Annotated in this window: 25 protein-coding genes; 16 read left to right on the top strand and 9 right to left on the bottom strand. The window is 69.6% G+C overall.

Annotated features, from left to right (window positions below):
- Positions 1 to 23 precede the first annotated feature (23 nt).
- The gene (gene bla, locus AB0I66_RS08010; protein WP_363206911.1) at positions 24 to 998 is read right to left on the bottom strand and encodes a class A beta-lactamase; all 975 of its coding nucleotides are present in this window, start codon (positions 996 to 998) and stop codon (positions 24 to 26) included.
- 168 nt (positions 999 to 1166) lie between these two features.
- On the opposite strand from bla, the gene AB0I66_RS08005 reads away from it, so the two are divergent.
- The 3 genes from AB0I66_RS08005 (at position 1167) to AB0I66_RS07995 (ending at position 3923) form a co-directional block, all read left to right on the top strand.
- A complete protein-coding gene (locus tag AB0I66_RS08005) occupies positions 1167 to 2069 on the top strand; it encodes a LysR family transcriptional regulator (RefSeq protein WP_363206910.1) in 903 nt (300 codons plus the stop codon).
- Positions 2070 to 2130: 61 nt separating this feature from the next.
- Positions 2131 to 3033 carry a serine hydrolase gene (locus AB0I66_RS08000; RefSeq protein WP_363207837.1) on the top strand — a complete coding sequence of 301 codons (903 nt, stop codon included), beginning with the start codon at positions 2131 to 2133 and terminating at the stop codon, positions 3031 to 3033.
- A gap of 104 nt (positions 3034 to 3137) precedes the next feature.
- The gene (locus AB0I66_RS07995) at positions 3138 to 3923 is read left to right on the top strand and encodes an SAM-dependent methyltransferase (RefSeq protein WP_363206909.1); all 786 of its coding nucleotides are present in this window, start codon (positions 3138 to 3140) and stop codon (positions 3921 to 3923) included.
- Positions 3924 to 3945: 22 nt separating this feature from the next.
- Here AB0I66_RS07995 and AB0I66_RS07990 read toward each other — a convergent pair whose 3' ends face one another.
- Positions 3946 to 4293 carry a hypothetical protein gene (locus AB0I66_RS07990; RefSeq protein WP_363206908.1) on the bottom strand — a complete coding sequence of 116 codons (348 nt, stop codon included), beginning with the start codon at positions 4291 to 4293 and terminating at the stop codon, positions 3946 to 3948.
- Positions 4294 to 4524: 231 nt separating this feature from the next.
- On the opposite strand from AB0I66_RS07990, the gene AB0I66_RS07985 reads away from it, so the two are divergent.
- The 6 genes from AB0I66_RS07985 to AB0I66_RS07960 all read left to right on the top strand — a co-directional run bounded on the left by AB0I66_RS07985 (position 4525) and on the right by AB0I66_RS07960 (position 13046).
- A complete protein-coding gene (locus AB0I66_RS07985) occupies positions 4525 to 5535 on the top strand; it encodes a LacI family DNA-binding transcriptional regulator (RefSeq protein WP_363206907.1) in 1011 nt (336 codons plus the stop codon).
- 247 nt (positions 5536 to 5782) lie between these two features.
- The gene (locus tag AB0I66_RS07980) at positions 5783 to 7225 is read left to right on the top strand and encodes an extracellular solute-binding protein (RefSeq protein WP_363207836.1); all 1443 of its coding nucleotides are present in this window, start codon (positions 5783 to 5785) and stop codon (positions 7223 to 7225) included.
- Positions 7225 to 8181: a sugar ABC transporter permease gene (locus AB0I66_RS07975; protein WP_363206906.1), complete on the top strand. Its 957-nt coding sequence runs from the start codon at positions 7225 to 7227 to the stop codon at positions 8179 to 8181. The genes AB0I66_RS07980 and AB0I66_RS07975 overlap by 1 nt, the downstream gene beginning before the upstream one ends.
- 18 nt (positions 8182 to 8199) lie before the next feature.
- On the top strand, positions 8200 to 9075 hold the full coding sequence (locus tag AB0I66_RS07970) for a carbohydrate ABC transporter permease (protein ID WP_363206905.1): 876 nt from the start codon (positions 8200 to 8202) through the stop codon (positions 9073 to 9075).
- An 84-nt stretch (positions 9076 to 9159) separates the two neighbouring features.
- Complete coding sequence (locus AB0I66_RS07965) at positions 9160 to 10767, top strand: glycoside hydrolase family 13 protein (protein WP_363206904.1); 1608 nt, start codon at positions 9160 to 9162, stop codon at positions 10765 to 10767.
- 77 nt (positions 10768 to 10844) lie between these two features.
- A complete protein-coding gene (locus AB0I66_RS07960) occupies positions 10845 to 13046 on the top strand; it encodes a discoidin domain-containing protein (protein ID WP_363206903.1) in 2202 nt (733 codons plus the stop codon).
- A gap of 62 nt (positions 13047 to 13108) precedes the next feature.
- On the opposite strand, the gene AB0I66_RS07955 is transcribed toward AB0I66_RS07960, so the two are convergent.
- Complete coding sequence (locus tag AB0I66_RS07955; protein ID WP_363206902.1) at positions 13109 to 14296, bottom strand: MFS transporter; 1188 nt, start codon at positions 14294 to 14296, stop codon at positions 13109 to 13111.
- A gap of 73 nt (positions 14297 to 14369) precedes the next feature.
- Here AB0I66_RS07955 and AB0I66_RS07950 point away from each other — a divergent pair, with 73 nt between their 5' ends.
- The 5 genes from AB0I66_RS07950 (at position 14370) to AB0I66_RS07930 (ending at position 20426) form a co-directional block, all read left to right on the top strand.
- The gene (locus tag AB0I66_RS07950) at positions 14370 to 15128 is read left to right on the top strand and encodes a DeoR/GlpR family DNA-binding transcription regulator (protein WP_363206901.1); all 759 of its coding nucleotides are present in this window, start codon (positions 14370 to 14372) and stop codon (positions 15126 to 15128) included.
- 288 nt (positions 15129 to 15416) lie between these two features.
- Positions 15417 to 16826: a family 2B encapsulin nanocompartment shell protein gene (locus AB0I66_RS07945; RefSeq protein WP_363206900.1), complete on the top strand. Its 1410-nt coding sequence runs from the start codon at positions 15417 to 15419 to the stop codon at positions 16824 to 16826.
- Positions 16827 to 16878: 52 nt separating this feature from the next.
- Complete coding sequence (locus tag AB0I66_RS07940; protein WP_363206899.1) at positions 16879 to 18072, top strand: family 2 encapsulin nanocompartment cargo protein terpene cyclase; 1194 nt, start codon at positions 16879 to 16881, stop codon at positions 18070 to 18072.
- A gap of 14 nt (positions 18073 to 18086) precedes the next feature.
- Positions 18087 to 18971, top strand: coding sequence for a geranyl diphosphate 2-C-methyltransferase (locus tag AB0I66_RS07935; RefSeq protein WP_363206898.1), 885 nt, complete (start codon positions 18087 to 18089; stop codon positions 18969 to 18971).
- 174 nt (positions 18972 to 19145) lie between these two features.
- On the top strand, positions 19146 to 20426 hold the full coding sequence (locus AB0I66_RS07930) for a cytochrome P450 (RefSeq protein ID WP_363206897.1): 1281 nt from the start codon (positions 19146 to 19148) through the stop codon (positions 20424 to 20426).
- Here the strand turns inward: AB0I66_RS07930 and AB0I66_RS07925 are convergent.
- A complete protein-coding gene (locus AB0I66_RS07925) occupies positions 20423 to 20821 on the bottom strand; it encodes a hypothetical protein (RefSeq protein ID WP_363206896.1) in 399 nt (132 codons plus the stop codon). The genes AB0I66_RS07930 and AB0I66_RS07925 overlap by 4 nt on opposite strands.
- Positions 20822 to 20937: 116 nt before the next feature.
- Here AB0I66_RS07925 and AB0I66_RS07920 point away from each other — a divergent pair, with 116 nt between their 5' ends.
- Entirely contained in the window at positions 20938 to 21813 is an 876-nt protein-coding gene (locus AB0I66_RS07920) for a LysR family transcriptional regulator (protein ID WP_363206895.1), read from the top strand.
- Here AB0I66_RS07920 and AB0I66_RS07915 read toward each other — a convergent pair.
- The 3 genes from AB0I66_RS07915 to AB0I66_RS07905 form a co-directional block, all read right to left on the bottom strand.
- The gene (locus AB0I66_RS07915; protein WP_363206894.1) at positions 21804 to 22184 is read right to left on the bottom strand and encodes a hypothetical protein; all 381 of its coding nucleotides are present in this window, start codon (positions 22182 to 22184) and stop codon (positions 21804 to 21806) included. The two genes, AB0I66_RS07920 and AB0I66_RS07915, sit on opposite strands and share 10 nt — an antisense overlap.
- A gap of 240 nt (positions 22185 to 22424) precedes the next feature.
- Entirely contained in the window at positions 22425 to 23054 is a 630-nt protein-coding gene (locus AB0I66_RS07910; protein WP_363206893.1) for an alpha-ketoglutarate-dependent dioxygenase AlkB, read from the bottom strand.
- A 39-nt stretch (positions 23055 to 23093) separates the two neighbouring features.
- A complete protein-coding gene (locus AB0I66_RS07905) occupies positions 23094 to 23360 on the bottom strand; it encodes a GlsB/YeaQ/YmgE family stress response membrane protein (protein ID WP_363207835.1) in 267 nt (88 codons plus the stop codon).
- A gap of 310 nt (positions 23361 to 23670) precedes the next feature.
- Here AB0I66_RS07905 and AB0I66_RS07900 point away from each other — a divergent pair, with 310 nt between their 5' ends.
- Complete coding sequence (locus AB0I66_RS07900; protein ID WP_363206892.1) at positions 23671 to 23883, top strand: hypothetical protein; 213 nt, start codon at positions 23671 to 23673, stop codon at positions 23881 to 23883.
- An 85-nt stretch (positions 23884 to 23968) separates the two neighbouring features.
- Here AB0I66_RS07900 and AB0I66_RS07895 read toward each other — a convergent pair whose 3' ends face one another.
- Both AB0I66_RS07895 and AB0I66_RS07890 read right to left on the bottom strand, forming a co-directional pair.
- Positions 23969 to 24391 (bottom strand): SRPBCC family protein, encoded by a 423-nt coding sequence (locus tag AB0I66_RS07895; RefSeq protein ID WP_363206891.1) that lies wholly within the window; start codon positions 24389 to 24391, stop codon positions 23969 to 23971.
- A gap of 15 nt (positions 24392 to 24406) precedes the next feature.
- Complete coding sequence (locus AB0I66_RS07890) at positions 24407 to 25165, bottom strand: hypothetical protein (RefSeq protein ID WP_363206890.1); 759 nt, start codon at positions 25163 to 25165, stop codon at positions 24407 to 24409.
- Positions 25166 to 25243 lie beyond the last annotated feature (78 nt).

Genomic DNA, 25243 nt, shown 5'->3' with positions numbered 1-25243 from the left:
ACGACCGCGAGGCGCGCGTCCCGCTAGCGCAGTGCGTCGACGGCCACCGAGGCTGCTTCCGCGACCAGCTTGTCGGAGGGCTCCGCGTCCTTCTTGCCGCGGTTCGACAGGATGGCCATGACGATGGGGGCGCCGTCGGGGGGCCACACCACGGCGATGTCGTTGCGGGCGCCGTAGTAGCTGCCGGTCCCGGTCTTGTCGCCCACCACCCAGTTCTCGGGCACACCGGCCCTGATGGTCTTGTCGCCGGTGGTGTTGGTCTTCAGCCACTTCGTGAGCTGCGCGCGTTCGCCCTTGCGCAGGACGTCCCCGAGCACGAACGCCCGCAGATCCTTGGCGAGCGCCCGCGGTGTGGAGGTGTCGCGCTTCTCGCCGGGGACCCAGGTGCTCAGGTCGGGCTCGATGCGGTCCATCCGCGTGACGTCGTCGCCCATCTTCTCCAGGACGGCGTCCAGGCCCTTGGGGCCGCCGAGTTGGTCGAACAGCAGGTTGGCCGCGGTGTTGTCGCTGTAGCGGACGGCGGCGTCGCACAGTTCGCCCAGTGTCATCCCGGTGTCGACGTGCTTCTCGGTCACGGGCGAGTTGGCGACCAGATCGTCCGTGGAGTACGTGATCTTCCGGTCGAGGCCGCCGAGCGAGTACTTGCGCAGCACGGCTCCGGCGGCCAGCGCCTTGAACGTGGAGTTGAAGGCGAAACGCTCCCCGGCGTTGTGGGTCACCTCGCGTCCGGTGCCGGTGTCGACGGCGTAGACGCCTAGGCGGGCGTCGAACTTGCGCTCAAGGGCCTTGAAATCGCGGGTGGCCGGCTTCGAGGACCCGGCGGGTTTCGTGGTCCCGGCGGGCTTCGTGGCCGCCGTGGACGGTGACGACGAGGACGACGAAGCCGAGGACTCACCGTCCGCGCAGGCGACGAGCGGGACGACGAGGAGCGTGGCGAAGGCTCCGAGAGCGGAGCGGCGGGCGCTGGTGCGCCGCAGACGGGCTCGGGTGTGCTGCATGGGCAAAACCTCCGGGCGCCCCGAGGGCAGGGCGCATAGGGGACGGGGCGGCACGGCTCCGTCCCGGTACGTGGTCGTGAGTGCCGCAGCCACCCTCGCCGTCGGGTGCGTATGCGGTCCAATACGCTCATGCGTGGTTCCATGCTGATCTGGCATAGGATCCGGGGCGTGGATCTGGTGGGAGCGTGTCGCGCGTTCGTCAGCGTCAGCGAGTACGGCAGTTTCACCGACGGAGCGGCCGCGGCGCGGATGTCCCAGTCGGTGGCCAGCCGTCGCGTCGCCGCGCTGGAGGAACGCTTCGGCGAGCCGTTGTTCGAGCGCACGTCGCGGCGCGCCGTCCTCACCCCCTTCGGGCGGGACATGCTGCCCACGGCCCGCCAGCTGGTGCAGGCGGCGGACGTGCTCATCGACGAGGCCGAGGCCGTCAAGCGCAAGCCCTGGCGGCTCGCGGTCCCCGGCATCTGCTCCACCGTCGGTCTCGCCCGCCTCGTCGCCGAGGCGCGCGGCCACGGTGTCACGCTCGACCTGCGGGTGGCCGCGCCGACGCAGCGCAGGGAGCTGCTGCACGCACAGCAGGTGCGCGCCGCGCTGCTCGCGGTGCCCGCGGACGAGGCGACGTGGTCCGTGCCGCTGGGGCTCGCCGCTGCCCATGATCCCGGCGTGCGGCGCGTCTACCTCGAGACGCTGCGGGTCGGCCGCGCCTCTTCGGGCCCGGCCCGCCGTGTGTGGATCCAGCCTGAGGACGACGTGCCGCACATCCGCGACCCCCTGACGCGCCTGCGCGACGCGCTCGGCCTGCGGCCCGCGCAGCTCGTCGCCGCGCCCGACCTGACGAGCGCCGCGGCCGAAGTCCTGTGCTCGGGCGACCTGTTGCTGTGCTCCCTCGCGCAGGCCGAGGAACTCGCCCTCACCTGGCGGCCCATCGGCGAGGTCGCGCTCGGCCGGGGGTACGCCCTGGCCGCCGCGGCGGACGGCAATCCGCAGCACATCGAAGCGCGCCTGGGCGACGCCATCGGCCGCTGCCTGGGCGCGAGCGCCCAGACCGGGGCCCTGGCAGGAGCGGCGCGATGATCGGGGGCGACAATGTCGGCATGGAGGTGGGGGAGGCATGAGTGGTTACTTGCGCGGTGGTGTGAGCACCGAGGCATTGCTGCGTGAACTGCGTCAGCAGTTGCGCGACGGAGGCCTGCGCGGCTGTCTGCTCGTCCGCGACCTGCACACGGGGGATGAACTGGGGATCGACGCGGACACCCACCTGCCGTCGGCCTCCCTGGTCAAGGTCCCGCTCGCGCTGGCGACGCTCGAGCGGATCCGGCGGGGCGAGCTCGACGGGGCGACGATGCTCGACGTGCGGCCGGGGCGGGTCACCACGCCCGGACCCACCGGGCTGAGCCGCTTCCGTCACCCCGCCCGCATCGCGATCGACGATCTGCTCTACCTGAGCACCTGCCTCAGTGACGGGATGGCGGCCGACGCGCTGTTCGAGCTCACCCCGCCCGCCCAAGTAGCCGCCATGCTGCACGAGTTCGACATCCGTGGCATCGCCGTGCGGCACATCGTGGACGAGCTGTCCGACACCCCGGTGGAACGCTTCGACGCCGATCAGGTCCACCTCGCCCACGCCCTCGCCATCGACGCGGGCACCAGCGGCCGCGGCCACCGGGTGCCGCAGCTCGACACCACCCGGGCCAACACGGGCAGCGCCCGCACCTTCGTCGACCTGCTGCAGGCCCTGTGGACGCCGTCGAAGGTCCACCCCGACGTGGCACAGCGGCTGCGTGACCTCATGGCCCACAACGTGCTGAGGCACCGGCTCACCCCGGACTTCAGCTCCGACGCGAGCACGTGGTCCTCCAAGACCGGCAGTCTCCTCAACCTGCGTCACGAGATCGGCGTCGTCGAGCACTCCGACGGCCAGACCTTCGCCGTCGCGGCCCTGACCGAGTCCCTGGTGCCGGCCGGCGCGCAGCCCGGCGCCGATGCCCTCATGGCGCAGGTCGCGCGCAGCCTGCGCGACCATCTCCGGCAGCTCTGACCGTCGGCGCGAGCAACTCTTCGACCAGCCAGAACAGTTGACCTCGTGGCCTGTAGGGTCGGAAGATCCTTGCCTGGCGGGTCAGACACGTAGGGGAGCCACGCATGACAGCAGACGACACACAGGTCCCCATCGACACCAGCAGGCCGCACCCCGCGCGCGTCTACGACTGGCTGCTGGGCGGCAAGGACAATTACCTGGTCGATCAGGAGCTGGGCCAGAAGCTGCCGCCCGAGGCACGCGCGAACGCGGCGCGGAACAGGGCGTTCATGCAGCGTGCCGCGGCCTGGCTCGCTGACAACGGTGTCAGGCAGTATCTCGACATCGGCACCGGAATTCCCACCGCGCCGAACCTGCACCAGATCGTCCAGGCGATCGCGCCCAGCTCCCGGGTCGTGTACGCCGACAACGACCCCATCGTGCTGCGGCACGCCGAGGCCCTGCTGGTCAGCAGCCCGGAAGGCGCCACGGACTATGTGCAGGCGGATGTGCGCAGGCCCGAGGCGATCCTCGACCATGCGCGCGAACTCCTGGACTTCGAGCGGCCCATCGCGCTCTCCCTCATCGCCCTGATGCACTTCATCCCCGACGAGGAGGACCCCTACGGCCTCACGCGCACCCTGGTGAACGCTCTGCCGTCCGGGAGTTTTCTGGTGCTGTCCCACGGCACCACCGACGAGCACCCCAAGCTCGCGGACTCCGTCACCGACACCTACAAGAAGGGTCAGGTGCCGCTGCGGATGCGGCGCCGCGCGGAGGTCGAGCGCTTCTTCGAGGGGCTGGAACTGGTCGAGCCCGGCCTGGTGACGGCGACGCACTGGTACAAGGATTCGCCGGCACCGAAGGCCGAGTTGAGCGGTTTCTACGTCGCGGTCGCCCGCGTGCCCTGAGCGCGGAATGCGCACGGACCGGTCAGGAGAACAACACCGATCGCATCTTCAGCCGCTCGCTCGCGCCGCCGGTGTGCGGGCGCATGGTGAACTGCTCGCCGGTGCAGTCGGCGTTCGTGAAGGCGATCGCGTACGAAGCGGTGCGGTTCCTGGGGGAGTGGGCCGGCGGCTGGTCGTACTCCCGGGCCGCCTCGTCGAACGTGACGCACTCGCCGCTGCTCGGGTCGTGGAGCGTGGCCTGCCCCTCTTCGCCGGTGCTGTCGACGTACGTGTAGGTGAAGTCGCCCTCGGTGGCGTGGGCGGAGGCGGGCACGGTCAGGAGAAGGGCGGCGGCACCGGCCACGGCGGCCAGTGAGTGACGAAGACGCATGGATCGTTTCCTTTGCTGGATCTTGCCGGAACAGGGACCGGCACGTGAACGCATCCCGGCATTCCCGCGCTGACCAGCAGTGATACCTGATTGGACAGCAATCAGCCGCCGAAACGATCCTCCCTCACCCGTTCGGTCCTGCCCGGTGTGCTGCGCACATCACCCGCGGCCTCCGAAACGGATTCAGCAAGCACGCAAACAGAACGCAAGAATTGCAGTATTCTTGCGCGCATGACGCGACGACTAGCTCAGGTGGCGCGGAAGGTCGGGGTCAGCGAGGCCACGGTCAGCCGGGTGCTCAACAACAAGCCGGGGGTCTCCGACGCGACCCGGCAGTCCGTGCTCTCGGCCCTGGACGTCCTGGGGTACGAGCGTCCCACGCAGCTGCGCGGCGAGCGGGCCCGGCTCGTGGGCCTGGTGCTGCCCGAGCTGCAGAACCCGATCTTCCCGGCCTTCGCGGAGGTGATCGGCGGTGCGCTCGCCCAGCAGGGGCTGACCCCCGTGCTGTGCACGCAGACCAAGGGCGGGGTCTCCGAGGCGGATTACGTCGAGTTGCTGCTGCAGCAGCAGGTGTCCGGCGTCGTGTTCGCCGGCGGGCTGTACGCGCAGGCGGACGCCCCGCACGAGCACTACAAGCGGCTCGCCGCGCGCAAGATCCCGGTGGTCCTCGTGAACGCGGCGATCGAGCGGCTCGGTTTCCCGGCGGTCTCCTGTGACGACGCGGTCGCGATCGAGCAGGCCTGGCGGCATCTGTCCACGCTCGGCCACCGCCGGATCGGCCTGGTGCTCGGCCCCGCCGACCACATGCCCTCGCAGCGCAAGCTCGCCGCGGCCCGTGCGCTCGCGGAGCAGGCCGGTGAAGAGCTGCCCGAGCGGCATGTCTCGCGGGGGATGTTCTCGATCGAGGGCGGCCAGGCCGCCGCCGCGCGGCTGCTGGACGAGGGGGTCACCGGCATCGTCTGCGCGAGCGACCCTCTCGCGCTCGGCGCGGTGCGCGCCGCCCGCCGCCGCGGCCTGGGCGTCCCGCAGGACGTCTCGGTGGTGGGCTACGACGATTCCGCGTTCATGACCTGCACCGATCCCCCGCTGACCACGGTGCGTCAGCCGATCGAGGCCATGGGCCGCGCGGCGGTCGAGCTGCTCACGCTGCAGATCGCCGAAAGCGCGGTGCCCACCGAGGAGTTGCTCTTCGAGCCGGAGCTGGTGGTCCGGGGCTCGACGGGGCAGCCGCCGCAGGCGTAGGCGAAGGAGCCCGCAGGAGCCCGGAGCTCGCAGGAGGGCCGGGTCGGCCGACGGGAGATCATCGCGTTTCCGCTGTCAATTTCTTTCAATCATCGCGCGAGATATTGCGCTGTTCTGTCGACGGTGCTTGAGTAAGCGCCGCCACACAGTCCGCGCAGCTGTGGGCTTCCCAGCTCCTGCCATGCCGTCCCTGCCTCCACGGGCAGGCGGCGCTGTCCAAAGGGGTCCACCGATGAGCAGCTCCCGGATGCCACTTCGCCGTATCCGCCGCCGCACCACTCTCCGTACGACCGGCGCCCGCCGCCGTACGGGCACGATCGCCGTAGCCTCCGCGCTCGCCCTCACCGCCCTGGCCGCCTGCGGCACCAGCAGCAGCAGTGACGGCGACTCCGACGGGGACAACGGTGCCGACGCGGCCAACGCCGCGGCTCCGCTGGACCCGAAGACCAAGGTGACGCTCACCATCGACTGCATGCCGCCGGCCGCCGAGAAGGCCGAGCTCAAGCAGTGGAAGGAGGACGTCAAGGCGTTCAACGAGAAGTACCCGAACGTCACGATCCAGGGGAAGCAGACCGACCCCTGCCTGGAGCCTCCCCGCTTCACGGCGATGCTGAAGGCGAAGTCCCAACCGGACGTCTTCTACACCTACTTCACCGATCTGCAGCAGGTCCTGGACAATGACGGAGCCCAGGACATCAGCGCGTACGTGAACGAGAAATCCGTGCCGGCGCTGAAGGACATGGACCCCAACGTCCTCAACGTCATGAAGAAGGACGACAAGCTCTACGGCCTGCCCTACAGCAACTACACGATGGGCCTGCTGATCAACCGCAAGCTCTTCGAGAAGGCCGGACTCGACCCCAACTCGCCCCCGCAGACCTGGGCCGAGGTCCGCTCCGCCGCCAAGAAGATCGCCGCCCTGGGCGACGGTGTCTCGGGCTTCGGCGAGTACAGCGCGGGCAACAACGGTGGCTGGCACTTCACCGCCACCACCTACGGCCTCGGCGGCGACATCGTCACCGAGGACGGCACCAAGGCCGCGTTCAACAACGACACCGGCAAGCAAATCGTCGACAACCTCAAGGCCATGCGCTGGGACGACAACAGCATGGGCAAGACCCAGCTTCTCAAGTGGGGCGACCTGCAGAAGCAGATGGCCTCCGACAAGCTCGGCATGTTCCTCGCCGCGCCCGACGACATCACGTACATGGTGCAGAACCTCGGCGCGAAGTACGACGACTTCGGGATGGGTCCGATACCCGGCCAGAAGGCCACGCTCTTCGGCGGCAACGACTACATGATCAAAAAGGGCAGCTCGCCCGACCAGATCAAGGCCGCCGTCGCGTGGATCAACTTCAAGTTCCTCAGCGTCGGAAAGGGCCAGTTCGACTGGGCCCGCACGAAGGCGGACGGCCTGCCCGTCGGCCTGCCGCAGCCGAACTTCTGGACCGGTGACAGCAGGGCCAAGGACGACAAGGCCCGCAAGGAGAGCTCGACGATGCCCGTCGAGAACTTCCAGGCGTTCACCGACAAGCCGGTCACGGGCAAGGCCGAGCCGCCCAAGGCGCAAGAGGTCTACAAGGTCCTCGACACGCTGATGTCGGCCGTCCTCACCAACAAGGACGCCGACGCGGACAAGCTCCTGAAGACCGCCGAACAGCAGGTCAACCAGGTCCTGGCCAACCAGTGATGTCCGCTCCCACCCTCTCCGAGAAAAAGGCCCGGCCGTCCCTCCCGACGGGCGGCCGGGCCCCCGGCCCCGAACACGGCGCGTTCCGCCGGGCGTTGAAGCGCAACCTCACCGCCCACGCCTTCCTGATCGGCGCTCTCCTGTGCTTCTCGGTCTTCTCCTGGTATCCGATGGTCAGGGAATTCATCCTGGCCTTCCAGAAGACCGAGAACGGCGAGACGGTCTGGGCCGGCTGGTCCAACCTCACCTACATCTTCAACGACCCGGCGTTCTGGCAGGCGTGGCGCAACACCTTCCTGTTCACCGGGCTCGCGCTTCTCCTCGGCTTCGCCGTGCCCTTCGCCATCGCCCTGATACTCAATGAGTTCCGGCACGGACGCGGCTACTTGAGGCTGCTCGTCTATCTCCCGGTGATGCTGCCGCCGGTGGCATCGGTCCTGCTCTTCAAGTACTTCTACGACCCGGGATACGGCCTCTTCAACCGCATCCTGGAAGCCGTGGGCCTGCCCGGACAGGCCTGGCTGCAGGACACCGACACCGCGATGCTCTCCGTGGTCATCGCCGCCACCTGGATGAACATGGGCGGCGCGACACTGATCTACCTGGCCGCGCTGCAGTCGATCCCCGGAGAGCTGTACGAGGCGGCCGAGCTGGACGGCGCCGGCATCTTCCGCCGCATCTGGCACGTCACCATCCCGCAGACCCGGCTGATCCTCTCGCTGATGCTGCTCATGCAGATCATCGCCACGATGCAGGTGTTCGTGGAGCCGTTCCTGCTCACCGGCGGCGCGGGCCCCGAGGGCGCCACCCTGACCGTCGTCCACCTCATCTACCAGTACGCGTTCACCTTCAACAACTACGGCAGCGCGGCGGCGCTCGGCCTGGTCCTGCTCGTACTGCTCGCCGGATTCTCGGCGGCGTACGCGCGACTCAGCCGCGCCGGCAGCGAAGACTAGCCGGGGGAGACGACGGACATGAGCACACGCACCCTGATCTCTCCGGCCCAACTGGCCCGGCCGCGAGGCAAGTTCCTGTACTGGACGGCCTTCACCGTGGTGACGGTCCTCTTCACCCTGGTCTTTATCGGCCCGCTCTACTGGATGGTCACCAGCGGCCTCAAGTCCCCGCAGGAATTCGCCCAGACACCGCCCACCCTGGTCCCCGACGCCGTCCACCCGCAGAACTACGCGGACGCCTGGGGCGTGATGGACCTGGCCAGGCTCCTGTTCAACACCCTGTACTACGCGTTCGGCGCGCTCGCCTTCCAGCTGATCTTCGACGTGGCCGCCGCCTACTCGCTCTCCAAACTGCGGCCCGTGTTCGGCAAGGCCATCCTCGGGGCGATGCTCCTCACCCTGATGATCCCGGCCACCGTCCTGGTCGTACCGCAGTATCTGACCGTCCTCGACGTGCCCGTCGTGGAGCGCAACCTCATCAACTCGCCCTGGGCGATCTGGCTTCCCTCGGTCACCAACGCCTTCAACATCTTCCTGCTCAAGCGGTTCTTCGACTCGATCCCGCGCGAGCTCCTGGACGCCGCCGCCATCGACGGCGCCTCGACCCTGCGCACCCTGCGCTCGGTGGTCCTGCCGCTGTCCCGGCCGATCCTCGGCGTCGTGTCCATCTTCGCGGTGGTCGCGGTCTGGAAAGACTTCCTCTGGCCGATGCTCACCCTGCCCGACCCCGGCAAGCAGACCGTCAACGTCGGCATCTACTCCCTGGCCGCCAGCGTCTCCGAGAACTGGCTCCTGGCCGCCCTGGCCATCGCCTCGCTGCCGACCCTGATCATCTTCCTGATCTTCCAGCGCAACATCATGAGCGGCCTGACCGCCGGCGGCCTCAAGGGCTGACCCCCGCGCCCGTCCCACGCACCCACCCCGCCACCGCTCCAAGCCACGGCGGCGGGGTCCCACCTGCCCGAAAGGAACCCTCACGTGGCAGTCACCTCCCCGACCGATGCCTCCTGGTGGCGCTCGGCCGCCATCTACCAGGTGTACGTACGCAGCTTCGCGGACGGTGACGGCGACGGCACCGGCGACCTCGCGGGCGTCCGGGCCAAGCTGCCCTACCTCGCCGAACTCGGCGTGGACGCCCTGTGGTTCAGCCCCTGGTACCTCTCGCCCATGGTCGACGGCGGCTATGACGTCGCCGACTACCGCGTCATCGACCCGGCCTTCGGCACCGTCGCCGAAGCCGAGAAACTGATCGCCGAGGCCCGCGCGCTCGGCATCCGCACCATCGTCGACATCGTCCCCAACCACGTCTCCGACCAGCACGTATGGTTCAAGGCGGCACTGGCAGCGGGCCCCGGCGCGCCCGAACGCGAGCTCTTCCACTTCCGTCCCGGCCGTGGTGCCGACGGGGAACTGCCGCCCAACGACTGGCCCTCGCAGTTCTCGGCGACCGCGTCGACCTGGACCCGCGTCGAGGACGGCGAGTGGTACCTCCACCTCTTCGCCCCCGAACAGCCCGACCTCAACTGGGCCCACCCGGCGGTGCGCCAGGAACACGAGGACGTCCTGCGGTTCTGGTTCGACAGGGGAGTGGCGGGCGTACGGATCGACTCCGCCGCGCTGCCCGCCAAGGACCCCGCCCTGCCCGACTTCACCGAGGGCGTCGACCCGCATCCCTTCATCGACCGCGACGAACTGCACGACATCTACCGCTCCTGGCGGGCCGTCGCCGACGAGTACGACGGTGTCTTCGTCGGCGAGGTCTGGCTCCCCGACGCCGAGCGCTTCGCCCGCTATCTGCGTCCCGACGAGATGCACACCGCCTTCAACTTCAGTTTCCTGTCCTGCCCTTGGGACCCGGCCAAGCTGCGTACATCCATCGAGGACACGCTCGCCGAGCACGCCCCGGTCGGCGCCCCCGCGACCTGGGTCCTGTGCAACCACGACGTGACCCGCACGGTCACCCGCTACGGCCGCGCGGACACCGGCTTCGACTTCGCCACGAAGGTGTTCGGCACCCCCACCGACCTGGCGCTCGGCACCCGCCGTGCCCGCGCCGCGGCCCTGCTGGCCCTGGCCCTGCCCGGAGCGGTCTACATCTACCAGGGCGACGAGCTGGGCCTGCCCGAGGCCGACATCCCCCGGGAGCACATCCAGGACCCCATGCACTTCCGCTCCGGCGGCACCGACCCTGGTCGCGACGGCTGCCGGGTGCCGCTGCCCTGGACGGCCGCCGAACCGCACGCGGGCTTCGGGGCAATGACCGGCCCCTGGCTGCCCCAGCCCGACGGCTGGCCCGCGTATGCCGCCGACCTTCAGGCGGCGGACGCCGGTTCCATGCTCACGCTCTACCGGAGCGCCCTGCGCCTGCGCCGCATCGAACCTGGCTTCGGCGACGGCCCGCTGACCTGGTTGCCGGCGGACGACGGTGTGCTGGCCTTCGTACGTGAGCCGGGCCTGGCCTGCGTCGTCAACCTGGCCCCCACGCCCTGCGAACTGCCCGCCCATTCCCGCCTCCTGCTGGCCAGCGGCCCCCTGGACGAGTCGGGGCGCCTCCCGCAGGACACGGCGACCTGGCTGCGCATCTGAACACCTGGGCCTCCCCTCGGCCCCCTCCCCAGTCCGAGCACTGACCTCCCCACCCCCTTAAGGAAGGTGCACCACCCATGACCAGACATGACAGGAGCACTACAAGAGCCGCCCGCAAGTGGTACGCCGCCGTGGCCTCCGCCGGCCTCGTCGGCACCCTCGTCACCGGCCTCGCGGCCCCCGGCGCACAGGCCGCCGAAGCAGCCGCGGGCGCCACCCTGCCCTTCACCTCCGTCGAGGCGGAAGGCGCGGTCTCGAACGGCACCAAGATCGGCCCCGATCACACCCAGGGCACGGTCGCCTCGGAGGCCTCGGGCCGGCAGGCGGTACGGCTCGCGGCGGGCCAGAGCGTGGAGTTCACCCTCCCCAAGGCGGCGAACGCGCTCAACGTCGCCTACAACGTGCCCGACGGCCAGTCGGGCTCGATGGCCGTGTACGTCAACGGCCAGAAGATCTCCAGGACCCTCGCCGTCACATCGAAGTACAGCTACGTCGACACTCCCTGGATCGCGGGCTCCAAGACCCACCACCTCTTCGACAACGCACGGCTGCAGCTCGGCCAGAACCTGCAGTCGGGCGACAAGGTGAGACTGGAGGCCGTCTCCACCCAGGTCACCGTCGACGTGGCCGACTTCGAGCAGGTCGCGGCGGCCACCGCCAAGCCGTCGGGCGCGCTCTCGGTCACCGACAAGGGCGCCGACCCCACCGGCCAGGGCGACTCCACCCAGGCCTTCCGCGAGGCCATCGCGGCGGCCAAGGGCGGCACGGTCTGGATACCGCCGGGCGAGTACAAGCTCACCCAGTCGCTCAACAACGTCGACAACGTCACGATCCGCGGCGCGGGCAACTGGCATTCGGTCGTGCGCGGTTCGCGCTTCATCGACCAGTCGAACGCGCCGACCGGCAAGGTGGGCCTGCGCGACTTCGCGGTGATCGGCGAGGTCACCGAGCGGGTCGACAACAACCCGGACAACTTCGTCAACGGATCACTCGGCCCGAACTCCACCGTCTCCGGCATGTGGCTCCAGCACCTCAAGGTCGGCCTGTGGCTGACGGGCAACAACGACAACCTCGTCGTGGAGAACAACCGCATCCTCGACATGACCGCCGACGGCCTCAACCTCAACGGCACGGCCAGGGGCGTCGACGTACGCAACAACTTCCTGCGCAACACCGGCGACGACGCCCTGGCGATGTGGTCCCTCAACACCACCAACAGCGACTCGACCTTCGAGGGCAACACCATCTCGCAGCCCAACCTCGCCAACGGCATCGCGATCTACGGCGGCCGTGACATCACCGTCAAGGACAACCTGATCCTCGACACCAACGCCCTGGGCAGCGGCATCGCCATCTCCAACCAGAAGTTCCTGGACCCGTTCTTCCCGCTGGCAGGCACCATCACCGTCTCCGGCAACACCCTGGTACGCACCGGGGCCATGAACCCCAACTGGCAGCACCCGATGGGCGCGTTGCGCGTGGACGCGTACGACAGTGCCATCGAGGCCACGGTGAACATCACCGACACGACCATCACCGACAGCCCCTTCAGCGCGTACGAATTCGTGTCGGGCAGTGGTACGGGCAAGGCGGTGAAGAACGTCGGCGTCGACCGCTCGACCATCGACAAGGTGGGCACGGTCGTCGTCCAGGCGGAGACGCCCGGCGCGGTGAAGATGTCGAACGTCAAGGCCACCGGGGTCGGCGCGGCCGGCATCTACAACTGCCCCTACCCCTCCGGCTCGGGCACCTTCACCCTCACCGACGGTGGCGGCAACTCCGGTTGGAACAGCACCTGGGACGACTGCTCGACGTGGCCGAAGCCCGGCGCCGGCAACCCGGACCCCGACCCGGACCGCAACCTCGCCAAGGGCCGACCGGCGACCGCGACCGGCTCCGCCGACGTCTACACGCCCGGCAAGGCGGTCGACGGTGATGCGGCGACGTACTGGGAATCCACCAACAACGCCTTCCCGCAGTCGATCACCGTGGACCTCGGCAAGGCGGAACCGGTGCGCAGGGTCGTCCTGAAGCTGCCGCCGCCCGCTGTCTGGGGGGCGAGGACCCAGACCCTCTCCGTCCAGGGCAGCACCGACGGCACCGGCTTCAGCACGCTGGCCGACTCGAAGGGCTACCGCTTCGATCCGGCGAGCGGCAACAAGGTGACCGTCACGCTGCCCGCCTCCGCTCCCGACGTCCGTCATCTGCGGCTGCGCGTCACGGCCAACACCGGCTGGCCCGCGGCGCAGTTCAGTGAGGTGGAGGCCTACCTGTCCTGACCTGCCGCGCCCGCCCGCCTCGCTCGCCCACCGCTGCTGCCGGGGGCGAGCGAGGCTCTGGGTCATGCGGCCTCGGTCTCCATACGGGGTTGGGCGGCGGGCCGGGAGCGCAGGATTCCGGCGGTGCAGGCGGCGAGGACGCAGAACGCCACGGGCAGGAAGAACGTGAGGTTGAGCGGGACGACGTGCGTGAGCGGCCCGATGACTGCGGGACCGGCGAGCATGCCGAGGTAGCCGAGGCCCGCGACGCGGGAGACGTTGGCGCCCGCGGCGTCCTGATCGGCGTGGCCCGCGGCGCTGAAGAGCTGCGGGATGCAGCCGGAGAGTCCGATGCCGAACACGGTCCAGCCGAACAGGGCCAGGGGTATCCAGGGGGAGAGCGCCGCCACCGTCATGCCGACGGCTGCCGCCGACGCGCCGTACCGGAGTACGGCCACCGATCCGTGGCGCGCGGCGACCCGGTCCGCGAGCAGCCGGCCGATGGTCATGGCCGTGGCGAAGGCGCCGTAGGCCAGGGCGGCGGTGGCGGCGGGGGCATCGAGGGTGTCGCGTAGGTGCAGCACGCTCCAGTCGTTGGCGACGCCTTCGCAGAGCATGAGCATCAGGGCGAGCGCGGCCAGTATCCAGATGCGCCGGGGTGTCCCGCGCCGGACCGCGGTCTCGGTGGCGGTGGGCTGCCCGGTGGGGCGCGCCTCGGGCCGCAGCAGCGCGGGTGCGGCGAGCGCGGACACGACGAGCCCGAAGAGCGCCACCACACCGAGGGTCAGGGCCGGGCTCAGGTCCCAGCTGAGGGTGCGGGCGCCGACCAGCGCGGCCAGGACACCGCCGATGGAGAAGGTCGCGTGGAAGGCGGACATGACGGGCCGTGCGTAGCCGCGCTCCACCTGGACGGCGTGGGCGTTCATGCTGACGTCCAGGCAGCCGTTGCCGAAGCCGAGCACCAGCAGGGCGGCGCCCAGGGTCCAGGTGCTCGATGCCAGGCCGGGCAGGATGACCGCCGCGCTGCACAGCGCCGCGCTGACCGGTACGACGGTGCGGGCGCCGAAGCGGTCGGTGAGCGGGCCGACCAGTTGCATGCCGGCGAAGGCTCCGGCGCCGAGGAGCAGCAGGAGCCAGCCGAGTACGGCATGGCTGATGCCGACGTGGTCCTCCACGGCCGGGATGTGGACGATCCACATCCCCATGAGGAAGCCGTTGAGGGTGAAGTAGACGAAGGTGGCCAGTCGGCCGAGACGCAGCGATCTTTCCATGCGAACGAACCTAACGAACAAGGTCGATGTTCGGAAGATTGCGTGTCGCACACGATTCATGTTCTATGACGGCATGGCGAGCGCAGACAGACTGAGGCAGATCACCGAAGCCGTACGCGAGGCGGGACGCATGGGCGTCGCGGATCTCGCGGAACTGACCGGCGCCTCGGAAATGACCATCCGTCGCGACCTCGAGAGCCTCGCGGACCAAGGGGTCCTGGAGCGCTTCCGCGGCGGCGCGCGAAGCCTGCTGCTGCGCGGCGAGGAACCGCCCTTCGCGCTCCGGGCCCAGGAGGGCCTGGAGGCCAAGCGCCGCATCGCCGCCGAGGTCGCGGGCCTGATCGCGGACGGCGAGTCCGTCGTCCTCGACAGCGGCACCACCTGCCTGGAAGTGGCACGCGCGCTCGAAGGCCGCCGCCTGACCGTGCTGCCGCTGTCCCTGCACGCGGTGAACGCCCTGACCGGAGCGCCGCGGCTGACACTCCTGGTCCCCGGCGGACGGCCGCGCCCCGGTGAACTGGCCCTGACCGGCCCCCTGGCCGAGGCGTCACTGGCCGCCCTGCGCTTCGACACCGCCGTCATCGGCTGCTGCGGCCTGAACGCGACACACGGCCTGACCGCCTACGACCTGGACGACGCCGCGGTCAAACGCGCCGCGATCGCCTCGGCCCGCCGCGTCATCGCCGTCGCGGACGCGCCCAAGCTCTCCCGCACGGCCCTCGCCTTCGTCGCCCCCGCCGCCGCCCTGCACGCCGTCGTCACCGACGAGGACGCGGACCAGGACGAGACCGACGCGCTGGCCGCCGCGGGCGTCACTGTTCGGCGGGCGTGACCCCATCTCCGGGACGGCTGCGGGTGGCTCGGACAGCCGTACGACCAGGGCGAGTTGACCGAAACCGCCTGGACTGGCCAGAACTCGGTGGGTTGTTCGGATAAACCCCACACCGAACAAGATCACTGCTTCGAGTGCTGCCGACGGCCTTATCGGGCAAGCCGGGCGCAGCGGCCGTTAAATGGTCTGCGGATCTGGACGAAATCCCTGGGATTACGCCTCTACTTCCACTTTCGCCGGTTGGCACGCCTATGCCGGTTACCACCCCCGCGAAGGAGAGCTCGCCCGATGACCGTTGAGACCGGCCCGGAAGCACGACTGGAGCCGCCCCGGCAGACCAGCCTGGGCACCGCGGCTGCCAGGAACCTCGCCCACACGACCAAGTCCGCCCCGCAGATGCAGGAGATCACCTCGCGGTGGCTGCTGCGGATGCTCCCCTGGGTGGAGACCAAGGGCGGCGCCTATCGAGTCAACCGCCGCCTGAGTTACACCGTCGGAGACGGGCGCATCGAGTTCGTCCAGGACGGCGGCGACGTCCGCGTGATCCCCCGGGAACTCGGCGAACTGGCCCTGCTGCGCGGCTTCGACGACGTGGAGGTGCTGACCGCGATCGCGGGCCGCTGCGTCCAGCGCGACTTCCGCGCCGGAGAGGTCCTCGTCGAGCGCGGCACCCCCGCCGAGGAACTGCACCTGATCGCCCACGGCAGGATCAGCCAGAAGTCCGTGGGCAAGTACGGGGACGAGGTCGGCGTCGCCGTGCTCGCCGACGGCGACCGCTTCGGGGAAAGCGCCCTTCTGGACACCGACGCCAGATGGGACTGCACCGCCACCGCCGAGACCGCCGGCACCCTGCTCACCCTGTCCCGCGCCGACTTCGCCACCGTGCTGTCCACCGCGCCGAGCCTGCGGACCCACCTGGACGCGTTCAGCAGAATCCCGCAGCAACGCCAGAACAAGCACGGCGAGGCCGAGATCGCGATGTCGGCCGGCCACACCGGCGAAGTCGCACTGCCCGGCGCCTTCGTCGACTACGAACTCAAGCCGCGCGAGTACGAACTCTCCGCGGCCCAGACCATTCTGCGGATCCACACCAGGGTCACCGACCTCTACAACGGCCCGATGAACCAGATGGAGGAGCAACTCCGGCTCACCATCGAGGCGCTGCGCGAGCGCCAGGAGCATGAGCTCATCAACAACCGCGAGTTCGGCCTCCTCCACAACGCCGACTTCAAGCAGCGGATCCAGCCCCACTCGGGACCGCCGACCCCGGACGACCTCGACGAGCTGCTCTGCCGCCGCCGCGGCACCCGGCTCCTCCTGGCCCACCCCAGGACGATCGCGGCGATCGGGCGCGAGCTCAACTCCCGCGGGATCTACCCCGATCACGTGGACCTCGGCGGCCAGCAGGTTCCGGCCTGGCGCGGCGTCCCGATCCTGCCCTGCAACAAGATTCCCATCACGAAGGAACAGACGAGCTCGATCCTCGCCATGCGCGTCGGCGAGGACAACCAAGGCGTCGTCGGCCTGCATCAGACCGGACTGCCGGACGAGTACGAGCCGGGCCTCTCGGTGCGCTTCATGGGCATCAGCGAGCAGGCCATCACCTCGTACCTGGTCAGCACCTACTACTCCGCCGCCATCCTGGTGCCCAACGCCCTCGGCGTGCTGGAGAACGTGCAGATCGCCCGCAGGTCCTAGCAGAGCCAGGTCCCGGATTCCGCCGCCCACTCATCTCATCAAGGAGCCACGGATGCCCGAACCCGGGTCTTCCCCTCTGCTGCCGAGCCCGCCTGCCGTCGCGGACCTCCTCGGGGCCCCTGCCACCCAGGCGGCCGACGTGGTGAGACAGGCGAGCCCGGCGCTGGAACGCATCCTGCGCGGCCCCAGCGGCCTGGGCACGGCGGGCCTGCACCTGGGCCGGCACGAGGAGCCGCCGACGCCTCCGGAGACCGAGGCGCCGGCGGAGCGCCTGCAGATCCCCGGCCTCTACTACCACCCGGTGGCGGAGCCGGACCCGGTGCGGGTGGAGGAGGTCAGCCGCAGGATCAAGGACTGGGCGGTGGAGGAGGTCGAGCTGTACCCCGAGGAGTGGGAGGGCCAGTTCGACGGCTTCTCCGTCGGGCGCTACATGGTCGCCTGCCACCCGGACGCCCCGACCATCGACCACCTGATGGTCGCCACCCGGCTCATGGTCGCCGAGAACGCGGTCGACGACTGCTACTGCGAGGACCACGGCGGCTCGCCCATCGGCCTCGGAGGACGCCTTCTTCTGGCACACACGGCACTGGACCCCCTCCACGCACCGAAGGAGTACCAACCGCAGTGGGCGGAGTCGCTCCACGCGGACGCCCCGCGGCGCGCGTACCGCTCCGCGATGGAGTACTTCGTCCAACAGGCCACCCCCTCCCAGGCCGACCGCTTCCGGCACGACATGGCCCGCCTGCACCTGGGATATCTCGCGGAGGGCGCCTGGGCCCAGACGGACCACACCCCCGAGGTGTGGGAGTACCTGGCGATGCGGCAGTTCAACAACTTCCGCCCGTGCCCCGCCATCACCGACACCATCGGAGGCTATGAACTGCCGGCGGACCTGCATGCCCGGCCCGACGTGCAGCGGGTCCTGGCGCTCGCCGGCAACGCCAGCACCATCGTCAACGACCTGTACTCGTACACCAAGGAACTCGCCAGTCCAGGGCGGCACTTGAACCTGCCCGTGGTGATCGCCGATCGCGAGGGCGTCTCCGACCAGGAGGGCTATCTCAAGGCGGTCGAGGTCCACAACGACCTCATGCGCGACTTCGAGGCCGAGGCAGCCGCCGTGGCCGCGGCCTGTCCCGTCCCCAGCGTGCTGCGCTTCCTGCGGGGCGTGGCCGTATGGGTCGACGGCAACCACTACTGGCACCAGACCAACACCTACCGCTACAGCCTGCCCGATTTCTGGTAAGGACGGAATCATCTGTGACCAGCACTGAAATCACCACCCTCAGCGGTGCCTCCGCGTTCGTCCCCGCCCCGGCGACGCCCTACCAAGGCGACATCGCGCGCTACTGGAACAACGAGGCGCGTCCGGTGAACCTGCGCCTCGGTGACGTCGACGGGCTCTACCACCACCACTACGGCATCGGTGACATCGACCACGAGGCCCTGGGAGACGCCGACGACAGTGAGCACGAGAAGAGGCTGATCGCCGAACTCCACCGCCTGGAGTCGGCACAGGCCGAAGTGCTCCTGGACAACCTCGGCTCCCCGGGAAGCGACGGCACGCTCGTCGACGCGGGCTGCGGCCGTGGCGGGTCGATGGTGATGGCCCACCAGCGCTTCGGCTGCAAGGTCGAGGGGGTCACCCTGTCGGCCAAACAGGCCGACTTCGCCAATCAGCGCGCCCAGGAACTGCGGATCCAGGACCACGTGCGCGCCCGCGTGTGCAACATGCTCGACATGCCCTTCGAGACCGGCCGGGCCGCAGGCTCGTGGAACAACGAGTCGAGCATGTACGTCGACCTGCACGACCTGTTCGCCGAGCACTCGCGGATCCTTGAGGTCGGCGGCCGCTATGTGACCATCACCGGCTGCTGGAACCCACGGTACGGCCAGCCCTCGAAGTGGGTCTCCCAGATCAATGCGCACTTCGAGTGCAACATCCACTCCCGCCGCGAGTATCTGCGCGCCATGGCCGACAACCGTCTCGTGCCGCAGGCCGTCATCGACCTGACGCCCGAGACCCTGCCCTACTGGGAGTTGCGGGCTACGTCTTCGCTGGTCACCGGCATCGAGGAGGCGTTCATCAACTCGTACAAGGACGGCTCGTTCCAGTACGTCCTGATCGCGGCTGACCGCGTCTGACCACCTGTCGACGGAAGGGGCCGGGCCAGCCACCAGGCGGCCCGGCCTCTTCTGTTCGCCAACCGTCGCCGCCAGGCGCCCTGTTGCGCGCGGCCCCCGCTCACCTACAGTGCGTGCCGCCCGCTTCCTTCCGTCCGAAACGACGACCATCAGCCGCCGACCAGGAGCAGCCCTGTGGCCACCCGCCGCGTCCCCGAGCTCGATCCCGCCCTCGTCGCCCAGTGGCAGGCCGGGGGAGGGGAACTCGTCGATCTCCTCGCCCGGGCGCGCGAACTGCACGGCGGCCTCGTCGCGTTCAGGCTGGGCCCGCGTCCGACCGTCCTTGTCACCGACCCTGATGCCGTGCAGCACGTGCTCGCGCTCCAGCCCGGCCGCTACGTGAAGCGTTCACACCGGGCTCGCCTGCTGATCGGCGACGGAGTCCTGGCGGCGACGGGCGAGGCGTGGCAGCGTCAACGGCGGCTGCTGCAGTCCCAGTTCACCGGCAAGGGCATGCGCCGCTTCGAGCAGCGGATCACCGACTCCGCGCGGACCGCGGCGGCGCGCTGGTCCGGGTACGCCCGTACCGGCGAGGTCTTCGACGTGGGCGACGAGATGCGTCGCTTCGCCCTCGACACCATCTGGCGCTCCCTGACCGGGCATCCCCTCGACCCGGCGACGGAGCGTGAACTGGCCGCCGTGCCCGCCGTGGTGGCCGCTCTGCCCAGCCTGCCCGCCGACAGTGCCGCGGCCCAGGAGGTGGTCGCCGCCGAGCTGGCGCGGATCGACGCCGTGGCGAGCCGCGCCATCGCCGCCGCGCGCGACGGTGAGGCGGGACCCGACGGCCCTGGCCTGCTGCACGTCCTCCTGGAGGCGTCCACGACGCGCCCCGAGTACGGCGACGGACTGATCCGCGACGAGCTCGTCACCCTCCTTGTCGCCGGGCACGAGACCACGGCCACCACCCTGACCTGGCTCTACCTCCTCCTTGACAGCAACCCGCAGGCGCGGGAACAGGCTCTCGCCGCGGGCGCCGACGGTTCGCCCGAGCGGCGCCAGGCCATCCAGGCACTGGTCCATGAAGCCCTGCGGTTCTATCCGTCCGCCTGGATACTGCCGCGCAGCGCGGCACAGGACGACATCCTCGCCGGGTACGAGATCGAGGCCGGCACCGACGTACTGGTCTGCCCCTACCTCACGCACCGCGACCCCGACCTCTGGGACGACCCGGCCCGCTTCGACCCGACACGCTTCACGGTCCCGGGCCGACGCCCCGCCCATCCGGGCAGCTACTTCCCGTTCGGCATCGGCCCCCGGGCCTGCCTGGGCCTGCAGTTCGCCCTCCGCGAGTCGACCGCGCTCCTCGAACTCCTCCTGCCCGCCCACACCCCGACGTTCCGCTCCACCCCGAAGGGCACCATCCACAGCATCACGGTCCGCCCGGACGGCCCGACACCGGCGGTGCTGGACGGCTAGACCGATGGGGCGGCCTGCCGGTAGTGGTCGAACTGCGTCACACCGCCATAGCCGTAGCTCTCGGGATGCAGTTCATGCAGGGCGACCCCGCAGCGGGCGAGCGGCCCGAGGACGTCGGCCAGCAGGTGATCGGCCCCGGCGATGAAAGCAGACTTCTGGGCGGCGCTGTTGGTGCCCAGAGTGATGCTGACTTCGACGTGCGCGTCGAGTGCGCCGGTCAGAGGCATGCCGTCGACGAAGTACCGGGCGGCGGGCACCAGGTCGATGTGCACGATCGTGCGTGCACGGGACTTGTCCAGGGCCGAGACCGCGAGGCCGGTGAACCCCTCGGCCAGCGCGCGCTGAGTCGGGACGGGAAGGCCGGGGTCAGTGACGGTGACGCGGATGTACGGCATGGCTCTCCTCGGACTGCCGGGCAGGTGCCGGCCGGGGCCGGCGGTACGGAGCAAGCCTCGCCAACCTGGGACGATGGAGCCAACGCACCGAAGTCATAGCTCTATGAGGCCGCCGCATGACCGTGAATCTTCCCCAGCTGAGGGCTTTCCTGGCCGTGGTCGAAACGGGCGGCTTCAGCGCGGCCGCCGACGAGTTGGGCATGAGTCAGTCAGCGGTCTCGCACGCCGTCGCCTCCCTCGAACGCGAGCTGACGGCTCCGCTGCTGGTCCGCGCCGCGCCGGTGCGGACCACGACGCTGGGCGAGCGGATCCTGCCGCACGCCCGCACCGCTCTGTCGGCGGCTCGCTCCGTGGAACAGGTCGCGGCCGAAGCCGCGGAGACGATGACCGGCACCGTGCGGCTGGCCTGCACGCCCACGGTCTGCCGGGGGTTGATCCCGGGTCTGCTCCGGCACTGGGCCGATGACCAGCCTCGGGTGACGGTCAAGGCCTTCGAGGGCGACAGCACGGAAGTGACCGCCTGGCTGGCGGACGGCGTGGCCGACGCGGCCATCGTGATCGACCCGCCACCCTGGCCGGGCCTTCACCTGGCCGAGGACCACTACCGTGCCGTACTGCCCCAGGATCACCCCTTGGCGGGCGAACCGAGCGTGCACATGGGGGACTTGGCGGATGACCCGTTCCTGATCTCGCCCGACAACTGCGAGACCCGCATCCGCGCCCTCCACACCCGGGCCGGGCTGCCCTTCGCGCCCACCCATCGAGTACGCGACCTGACGACGCTGATCAGCATGGTGCAGGCGGGCATCGGCGTGACGGTCCTGTCCGAGGTCTCCCGCTCCCTGCTCCCCGCCGACCTGGCCCTGCTGCCGCTCAGACCCGCGGTCTCCCGCCGCCTCGTGCTGACCGGCCCCGCTGCCCGCCCCTGGCACCCGGCGGTCCACACCCTGGCCGAGTCAGCCGTCGCGCACCTGGCGCGGTCCTACTTCTGAGCGCTCTCCATCTCGTCGTGGTGGTGGCGCAGTCTGATGCTGACCAGGCCCGTGGTGAGCAGCACGCTGCCTGCCGCGGTCAGGGGGACGGATACCACCAGGGCCGCCAGGGGCTGGGGCCAGTTGCGGTCGGAGGCGCATTGCAGTGCGTCCCGGTGGGCGTCGCCGGAGTCCTCGTAGTAGAGGTCCCTGGGTTCGGCGTTGACCGGGGCGGGGCAGTCCACGGCGTTGTACGTGGAGTCGTACGACGAGAAGAGCTGCCACGCGGCGTAGATCCAGAGCAGCAGGGCGCAGGCCAGCAGCCCGATTCCCCAGCTCTGCAGCCGGGTGGCCCGCGCCCGGAAGTTCTGTTCGACCGCCAGTGGGTGCACGTGCGTCTCCTCGCGTTCGTCCGGGCAGAGAAAAGCCCCGGTCCCTGCTGGGGGACCGGGGCTGTCACGAGCGCTGGGCAGGCCTTGCACCTACATTTCCCCACAGGAAGCGGGGTGTCTTTCCTTGGACGACCAACGCGGGGCCCGTGGACCGGAGTTCCGTCCGTGGGCGCGTGATCGACTTTAGCGCATCGGGTGGGCCCGGCGCACATCGCGGCCGGGCCCACCCGATGCGATCGGTCACTGCACCCCGTGCGGCCGGAACTGGATGCTGATGCGACCACCGGCGGCCCGGGCCGACTTAGGGATGGCGTGCTCCCAAGTGCGCTGGCAGGAGCCGCCCATCACGATCAGATCGCCGTGCCCGAGCGGCCGCCGGACGACGTCGCCACCACCGAGAGGGCGGAGCACCAGGTCACGGGGCGCCCCCACGGAGAGGATGGCGACCATCGTGTCCTCGCGGGCGCCCCGGCCGATGCGGTCGCCGTGCCAGGCCACACTGTCGCGCCCGTCGCGGTAGTGGCACAGGTCTGCTGTCGTGAAGGCCTCGCCGAGCTCTGTGGCGTAGTGCTCGGAGAGAGCTCGCCGGGCCTCTTCGAGCACGGCGTGGGGGAGCGGCTCGCCTGCGCGGTAGAAGGCGAGCAGACGCGGGACGTCCACCACCCTCTCGTACATCTGGCGGCGCTCGGCCTTCCACGGGACATCCGCCGCCAGCCGCTCGAACAGGAGGTTGGCGCCGCCGAGCCAGCCCGGCAGGAGGTCGATCCACGCGCCGTCTCCGAGGACGGTCCGGTGGATTCCTTCCAAGGAGCCCAGGCGGACGTCGTCGCCCTGATCGAAGAGCGATCCCTGGAGCTGGTGCGTTGCCATGCGGCCAGTGTACCCATTGATTCGAACATTCGAGCTAATTCAGCGGGAGCGCCCCCCGGTGAGCAGGCGGTAGATGACCAGGACGACCACGGAGCCGAGAATGGCGGCGATCCAGGTCGACAGGTGGAAGAACCCGTTGATCGAGTGAACGCCGAAGATCACCTTCCCCAACCACCCGCCGAGCAGCCCTCCCACGATGCCGATCAGCATCGTCACCAGGCAGCCCCCCGGGTCCTTGCCGGGGGTGAGGGCCTTGGCGATGGCCCCCGCGATCAGACCGATCAGGATCCAGGCGATGATGCCCACGAGCATGGTCCTTTCTCTTGTGCACCTTGGTGTACGTGTCGCGGCATGTGCTGTGCCGTCTGATACTGGGACCAATGTCCATCCGCGGACATCGCACTCGGGACCAAGGTCATCAACCATGGGACAAAGGTCATTCCTCTGCCAGCCGACCGGGTGAAGGCAGCCCGGTCGACGCCTGGTCGCCGCCCGGACGCAGCCCGGTCCGCTCAGGAGATGTGAAGAGAGCGTTGCAGGCTCTCCATAGCTTCGGGGCCGTGGGCATGCCAGTCAGGGGCAGGCGAGAAGAGAAGCCGCGAGGAGGACGCTGCCGATGCTAGTTGTCGCTCTTTTGCTCCTGCCGGTCATGGGACTACTGATCATCGCCATGGACCGCATCGAGGACAGCCTGAACGAGGAAGCCGGGCCGAGAACCGATCGGCGCGTACGCCACCTGCGCCTCGTCCACGGGCATGGCCACGCGGGACGCCGCAACGCGGGACGTCATCGAGCGCCCGCCGCGGAGCGTCACGGCGACGCGGCCTGAGCCCGGTCCGACGCACCACGAAGGGTGCCGCGCACGCTGTTCGGCAGCGTGCGCGGCACCCTTTTCGTCGAAGGCCCCGCGGGAGCTAGTGCGCCGTCTTCTCGGCGAGCTTCTGGAATTCACCCAGGTCGTAGTTGGCCAGGGTGGAGTCGAGATTGGTGAGGGCGCCGAGGCGTTCGACGAAGCCCTTGGGGTCGTACTCGATCTGGAGCGTCACCCGGCTCGTGGTGTCACTCAGCCGGTGAAAGGTCACCACACCGGCGTGCTCCACCCCTTCAACGGTGTGCCAGGCGATCCGCTTCTCGGGCACCACTTCGGTGAGCTCGGCGACGAAGTTCTTCTCCGCGCCGGGGAGCTCCAGCTGCCACGCGAAGCGACGCTCGTCCATCGGCTCGACCAGCCGTACATGGCTGAGGAAGGAGGGCCAGCGGGCCACGTCGCTCCACAGCTGCCAGGCGACGGAAACCGGCGCCCGGACATCGACGGACTCGAGCAGGGACGCGGACATGGGCACCTCTTTCTGTCAGGCCTTCTGGCCGGACGCGGCGAGCTTCTGCAGGTCGACGGTCTCGTCGGGCGCGGGCGCCTCAGGGTTGACCGCCTTGCCGTAGTCACTGAAGGTGGCGGTGTTGGGTTCCTTGCCGCCCGTCGACGTGGAACGCAGGATGTACGGCTTGCCCTCGGTGGCCACGTACAGCGTGAGGGTCTCGCCGCCCGAGGTCTTCTTCGTCAGCCGAATGGTCTCGGTGCCGTCGACGTCCGTCGTCGACCCCTTCTTCATGCCCTTGCGTTCCGACTTGTTCTTGTCCATGGAAGCCATGAGCGCCTTCTTGTCGCACAGGCTCTTCGTCGTCTGGTCGTCGGCCGGCGCCTTCACCCACTTGTCGGCAAGCTTCGGCACGATCTTGTCGCCACCGGCCTGACCCTTGAGGGCGGTCCGCCAGTACTTCTCGTCACCCCGCAGGTAGAACGTCCCCTTGGTGTTCCGTACGTCCGCCGAGGTGCCTTCCGCCTCGATGCTGCCGTCACAGTTCTTGTTGTTGTCGACGGACAGGTCGACGGTCGTCTTGGAACCCGCCGACTGCTGCACGGTGCCCTTCATGTGCATCGAGTCGGCCTGCTCGGTGGCCTTGACCGCGTCGGCGGCGATCTGGTCGGCGCTCTTGCCCGCGAACGGCTTGTCGCCGGATTTCGAGTCCGAGCCCGAGTCGCCGCCGCATCCCGACAGGGCCACCATCGCCGCTCCGGCGACCACGGCCGCCATCTTTCTGCTGCCCTTCACCACGTCTGCTCCTTCCCGAGGACGCACCCGCGCCCCGTGCGCTGTCCCGCGGCCGTCGGGGCCGCGGAAACACCCGGT

The sequence above is a fragment of the Streptomyces sp. NPDC050439 genome (assembly GCF_040655335.1).
GTDB lineage: Bacteria > Actinomycetota > Actinomycetes > Streptomycetales > Streptomycetaceae > Streptomyces.
This window is presented reverse-complemented; position numbering and strand designations above follow the sequence as displayed.

Bases quoted from the DNA above. Each gene is read 5' to 3' on its own strand.
- bla (WP_363206911.1), bottom strand. From the start codon at position 998: ATGCAGCACACCCGAGCCCGTCTGCGGCGCACCAGCGCCCGCCGCTCC.
- AB0I66_RS07995 (WP_363206909.1), top strand. From the start codon at position 3,138: ATGACAGCAGACGACACACAGGTCCCCATCGACACCAGCAGGCCGCAC.
- AB0I66_RS07990 (WP_363206908.1), bottom strand. From the start codon at position 4,293: ATGCGTCTTCGTCACTCACTGGCCGCCGTGGCCGGTGCCGCCGCCCTT.
- AB0I66_RS07985 (WP_363206907.1), top strand. From the start codon at position 4,525: ATGACGCGACGACTAGCTCAGGTGGCGCGGAAGGTCGGGGTCAGCGAG.
- AB0I66_RS07980 (WP_363207836.1), top strand. From the start codon at position 5,783: ATGCCACTTCGCCGTATCCGCCGCCGCACCACTCTCCGTACGACCGGC.
- AB0I66_RS07975 (WP_363206906.1), top strand. From the start codon at position 7,225: ATGTCCGCTCCCACCCTCTCCGAGAAAAAGGCCCGGCCGTCCCTCCCG.
- AB0I66_RS07970 (WP_363206905.1), top strand. From the start codon at position 8,200: ATGAGCACACGCACCCTGATCTCTCCGGCCCAACTGGCCCGGCCGCGA.
- AB0I66_RS07960 (WP_363206903.1), top strand. From the start codon at position 10,845: ATGACCAGACATGACAGGAGCACTACAAGAGCCGCCCGCAAGTGGTAC.
- AB0I66_RS07955 (WP_363206902.1), bottom strand. From the start codon at position 14,296: ATGGAAAGATCGCTGCGTCTCGGCCGACTGGCCACCTTCGTCTACTTC.
- AB0I66_RS07950 (WP_363206901.1), top strand. From the start codon at position 14,370: ATGGCGAGCGCAGACAGACTGAGGCAGATCACCGAAGCCGTACGCGAG.
- AB0I66_RS07945 (WP_363206900.1), top strand. From the start codon at position 15,417: ATGACCGTTGAGACCGGCCCGGAAGCACGACTGGAGCCGCCCCGGCAG.
- AB0I66_RS07940 (WP_363206899.1), top strand. From the start codon at position 16,879: ATGCCCGAACCCGGGTCTTCCCCTCTGCTGCCGAGCCCGCCTGCCGTC.
- AB0I66_RS07925 (WP_363206896.1), bottom strand. From the start codon at position 20,821: ATGCCGTACATCCGCGTCACCGTCACTGACCCCGGCCTTCCCGTCCCG.
- AB0I66_RS07920 (WP_363206895.1), top strand. From the start codon at position 20,938: ATGACCGTGAATCTTCCCCAGCTGAGGGCTTTCCTGGCCGTGGTCGAA.
- AB0I66_RS07910 (WP_363206893.1), bottom strand. From the start codon at position 23,054: ATGGCAACGCACCAGCTCCAGGGATCGCTCTTCGATCAGGGCGACGAC.
- AB0I66_RS07900 (WP_363206892.1), top strand. From the start codon at position 23,671: ATGCTAGTTGTCGCTCTTTTGCTCCTGCCGGTCATGGGACTACTGATC.
- AB0I66_RS07895 (WP_363206891.1), bottom strand. From the start codon at position 24,391: ATGTCCGCGTCCCTGCTCGAGTCCGTCGATGTCCGGGCGCCGGTTTCC.